At 74.5% G+C, this 4804-nt stretch carries 1 protein-coding gene and 1 pseudogene; both read right to left on the bottom strand.

Going from position 1 to position 4804, the window contains the following annotated elements:
• Positions 1–145: 145 nt before the first annotated feature.
• Positions 146–3883: an SDR family NAD(P)-dependent oxidoreductase gene (locus tag HCN52_RS21940; protein ID WP_312876832.1), complete on the bottom strand. Its 3738-nt coding sequence runs from the start codon at positions 3881–3883 to the stop codon at positions 146–148.
• Positions 3884–3937: 54 nt separating this feature from the next.
• Positions 3938–4759, bottom strand: a pseudogene (locus HCN52_RS26460) (acyltransferase domain-containing protein); the annotation flags it as partial.
• Between the last annotated feature and the right edge of the window lie 45 nt (positions 4760–4804).

Here is a 4804-nt window from a genome sequence, read left to right as displayed (position 1 = left end):
GGGCGGGGACCGCGCGGGGCGGAGGCTCCGGGCCGGCCCGGCCGGAGCCGCACCGGCCACGGCCGGGCCGGGCGGCCGGGGCCGGCTCACCGGAGCCGGTCGCGTCTTCGCTTCCCCTCGGCGGTGGGCGACGGGCGAGTCCGCCTCACGCCGAACCGAGTTCGTTGTCGAGCAGGGCGAACAGGGTCTCCGCGTTGGCGTCGGCGACGTCGTCGTGCGAGGCGTCGCCGCCGGAACGGGCCGCCGCCCACAGCGACAGCAACCGTCGCAGTTCCGGCTCGACCTCGGAGAAGGCGTCGTCGGCCGCGTCCGCCTTGGTGAGGTGCTCCTCCAGCCGCGCGATGCTCTCGCGCACCGGCGCAGCCGGGTCGCGGGGGGCCGCTCCCTCGACGGCGCCGTCGGCCGCCTGCTCGCCGAACAGCTCGGTGGCCAACAGGGTGGCGATGGCCTGCGGGGTGGGGTGGTCGAAGACCAGGGTGGCGGGCAGCCGCAGGCCGGAGGCGGCCGCGAGCTGGTTCCGCAGTTCCACACCGGTGAGGGAGTCCAGACCCAGCTCGGTGAACGGCTGCTGCGGGCGGATCCTGCGGGCGTCGGCGTGGCCGAGGACCCGTGCGAGCAGCGAGGTGACCAGGTCGAGGACCTTGCGCTGCCGCTCCGCGGGCGGAACGGCCCGGACCTCCTCCAGCCAGGCGCCGCCGGCTGCGTCGCCTCCGGTGTCGGCCTGGCGCCGCACGGTGCGGCGGACGAGGCCGCGCAGCAGCGCGGGCAGCGCCCCTCCCGCAGCCTCCAGGCGGGCGGTGTCCAGGGCGAGGGGGACGACGGCCGGCACGGCGGAGCGCAGTGCGGTGTCGAAGAGGGCGAGGCCGCGCTCCGGTGTGAGCGGGGTGAGACCGCCCCGGGAGAGCCGGAGCAGGTCCTGTTCGGAGAGGTCGCCTCCCATGCCGGTGCCGGCCCACAGTCCCCAGGCCATGGAGGTCGCCGGGAGCCCGTCGCGGGCGCGGTCGGCGGCGAGGGCGTCGAGCACGCCGTTGGCGGCGGCGTAGTTGCCCTGGCCTGGTGAGCCGAGGACGCCGGCGGCGGAGGAGAAGAGGACGAAGGCGGCGAGGTCGAGGTGGCGGGTGAGGTCGTGGAGGTGGCGGGCGGCGTCGGCCTTGGGCGCCAGCACCCCGTCGATCCGCTCGGGAGTGAGGTCGGTCAGGACGCCGTCGTCGAGGACGCCGGCGGCGTGGACCACGCCGGTCAGCGGAGCGCTCGCGGGGATCGCCTCCAGCAGCGCCCGCACCTGCTCGCGGTCCGAGACGTCGCACGCCTCCACCACCACCTCGGCACCCGACTCCGCCAGCCGCTCCCGCAGTTCGACGGCGCCCGGCGCCTCGATCCCACGCCGCGAGGTCAGCACCAGCCGCCGCACCCCGTGCGACTCCACCAACCGCGACGCCACCGCCGCACCCACCCCACCCGTACCGCCCGTCACCAGCACCGTCCCGGCACGGTCCAGACCACGCGGCACCGTCAGCACGACCTTCCCCACATGCCGCGCCTGACTCATGAACCGCATCGCCTCGGCAGCCCGCCGCACATCCCAGCACGCCAACGGCAACGGCTCCAGCACACCCTCCTCGAACAGCTTCCGCAGCTCGGCGAACATCGCGCCCATGCGCTGCGGGCCGGCCTCGACGAGGTCGAAGGAGCGGTAGTCGACACCGGGGGGCATGTCGGCGGGGTCGCGCAGGTCGGTCTTGCCCATCTCCACGAACCGCCCGCTCTCGCCGAGCAGCCGCAGGGAGGTGTCGATGAACTCCCCGGCAAGGGAGTTCAGCACCACATCCACCTCCCCGAACCGCTCGCCGAACTCCAGGTCACGAGAGGAGGCGACATGCTCACCGTCCAGCGGCAGCACCCGCTGCTTGGCAGGACTCGCCGTCGCGAACACCTCCGCCCCCGCATGCCGCGCCAACTGCACCGCCGCCATACCCACCCCACCGGCAGCCGAATGCACCAACACCCGCTCCCCCGCCTGCAGACCCCCCAGATCGAACAACCCGTACCAAGCGGTCAGGAAGGTGACGGGGACGGTCGCCGCGTCGGCGAAGGACCACTGGTCCGGGAACCGGCTCCACATCCGGTGGTCGCCGGTCACCTCGGGGCCGAAGGAACCGGTGCACAGGCCCATGACGCGGTCGCCGACCGCCAGCCCGGTGACCTCCGGGCCGGTCTCGGTGACGACGCCGGCGGCCTCCATGCCCAGCGGGAGCGGCTCGCCGGGGTACATGCCGAGCACCGTGAGCACGTCGCGGAAGTTGACACCCGCGGCCCGTACCGAGACCCGGACGGCGCCCGCCGGGAGCGGGCCACCGCCGGTCTCGTCCGGGTCGACGGGCTGGGGCGACACCCCGTCGACGCGGCCCCGCCCGTCGTCCCGCAGCCGCCACGGCGTGGTGGGGAGCGGTGCGAGCGCCGGCGCGGCGACGGTGGTGAGACGCGGCAGCCGGACGGCGCCGTCACGCACCGCGGCCTGCGGTTCGCCCGCCGCCACGGCCCGGGCGGCGAGCTCGGGCAGCGCGCCCTCCGGCGTCCCCGGCGGCACGTCGACGAGCAGGACGCGACCGGGGTGTTCGGACTGGGCGGAACGGACCAGTCCCCACACGGCGGCGGCGCTGCCGGTGGCGGGTTCGGCGCCGGAGTCGACCGCCGCGCCCTGCCGCGTGACGACGGCGAGCCGGGCCTCGGTCAGGCGGTCGTCCGTCAGGAACGCCCTCAGCACGGCGAGGGTGGCGTGTGCGGCGTCGCGGACAGCCGTCGGCGCCTCCGGCCCGTCCGAGGGGGCGGGCCAGAGCACGACGCGGGGCCCGGGGGGCACGGTGGCGAGGGCGTGGGCCTCCGCGCCGGTCTCCAGGACGCTCCACTCCGGTCCCTCGTGGTTGTCGCCCACCGGGGCGGCAGAGGTCCACTCGACGGTGTACAGCGGGTCGTCCCGCAGCGCGGCCTCGGCCAGGCGGGCGGTGGCGGCCTCGCCGACACGGCTGACGACGCCGGTCAGCAGCGGCGCACCGTGGGTGTCGGTGAGGGTGACGTGCAGGGTGCCGGTGTCGTCGTGGCGGAGCTCGGCCCACGCCTCGGTCGCGCCCGACGCGTGCAGCCGGAGGTCGCTCCAGTCGGCGGCCACGGTGTCGGTGCCGACCAGTCCGGAGTGCCGGGCCGCCGCCCAGGCGCCGTCGAGGAGCGCGGGGTGGACGCCGTGGCGGGCGGCGTCGCGGGCGTGGCCGGCCGGCAGGACCAGGTGGGCACGGGCGGTGTCGCCGTCGCGGCGCAGCACGCGCAGGACACCGTCGGGCGGTACCGGGAGATCGGTGCCGTCCCGCCGGGGGTGCGGGGCGGGGTCGGCGGGGTCGGCAGCCCCGCGGGCGGTGAGGACGGCGGTGGCGTGGCAGTTCCAGTCGGCGGCGCCCTCGGGGCGGGCGTGGACGGTGGCGCTGCCGGTGCCGTCCTCCCCCGGCGGCGAGACGACGACCCGGAGGTGGACGTCGGCGCCCGGCGGTACGACGAGGGGCGCGTCGGTCTCGAGGGAGACGAGGGCGTCGTAGCCCGCTTCGTCGCCCGCGCGGACGACGAGGTCGACGAAGGCGGCGGAGGGGACGGCGGGGTGCTCGGCGAGCCAGCCGTGGGCGGCGCGCGAGAGCCGGCCGGTCAGGACGGTGCCACCGCTGTCGGGCAGGTCCAGTGAGGCACCGAGGACGGCGTGGTCGGTGGGGCCGAGTCCCAGGCCCCGGACGTCGACCGTGCCGCCGCCGCCGCTCATCCAGTAGCGGTCGCGTTGGAAGGGGTACGTCGGCAACTCCGTCCTGCGGCCCTGCCCCAGCACCGGCGACCAGTCGACCGCCACACCATGACAGTGCAACCGCCCCAACGCCGACAACACCCCGACCACCTCACCACCCTCCCGACGCACCACCGGCACCGCACACAACGACTCATCCCCCACCCCCACCAACGACGACAACGTCGCATCCGCCCCCAACTCCAACACCGCACTCACACCCAGACCACCCAACGCAGCCACGTTGTCCCCGAACAACACCGCAGACCGCAAATGCTCCACCCAATACCCCACCTCACCCCACCGATCCGCCACCCCACCCGACACATTCGACAACCCCGTCACCACCGGACGACGAAACTCCACCCCCTCCAACACCCCACGGAACTCCTCCAACACCGGCTCCATCCGCGCACTGTGGAACGCATGCGACACCCGCAACCTCCGCGCCCGCCACCCCCGCTCCACCGCAGCCGCCACCACAGCCTCAACCCCCACCACATCACCCGACACCACCGTCGACGACACCGAATTCACCCCAGCGACCTCAACCCCCGACACCCCCACCAACAACTCCTCCACCCCAACCCGACCCGCCCCCACCGACGCCATCGCCCCACCCTCCGCCAACCCCTCCATCAACCGCGCCCGCGCACCCACCACCACACACGCATCCTCCAACGACCACACCCCAGCAGCCCACGCAGCCGTCACCTCACCCAACGAATGACCCCCCACCACCTCGACCTCCACCCCGAACGACCGCACCAACTCCCACAACGCCACCTCAAACGCAAACAACGCAGGCTGCGCCACACCCGTCCGACCCAACACCCCCTCATCCACAACCCCCACACCCACCACATCCCCACCCAACAACCCCACCACCCGATCAAACGCCCCCGCAAACACCGGAAAACACTCATACAACTCCCGACCCATCCCCACCCGCTGCGACCCCTGACCACCGAACACCACCGCGAGACG

It is taken from the genome of Streptomyces bohaiensis, from assembly GCF_012033785.1.
GTDB lineage: Bacteria > Actinomycetota > Actinomycetes > Streptomycetales > Streptomycetaceae > Streptomyces > Streptomyces bohaiensis.
This window is presented reverse-complemented; position numbering and strand designations above follow the sequence as displayed.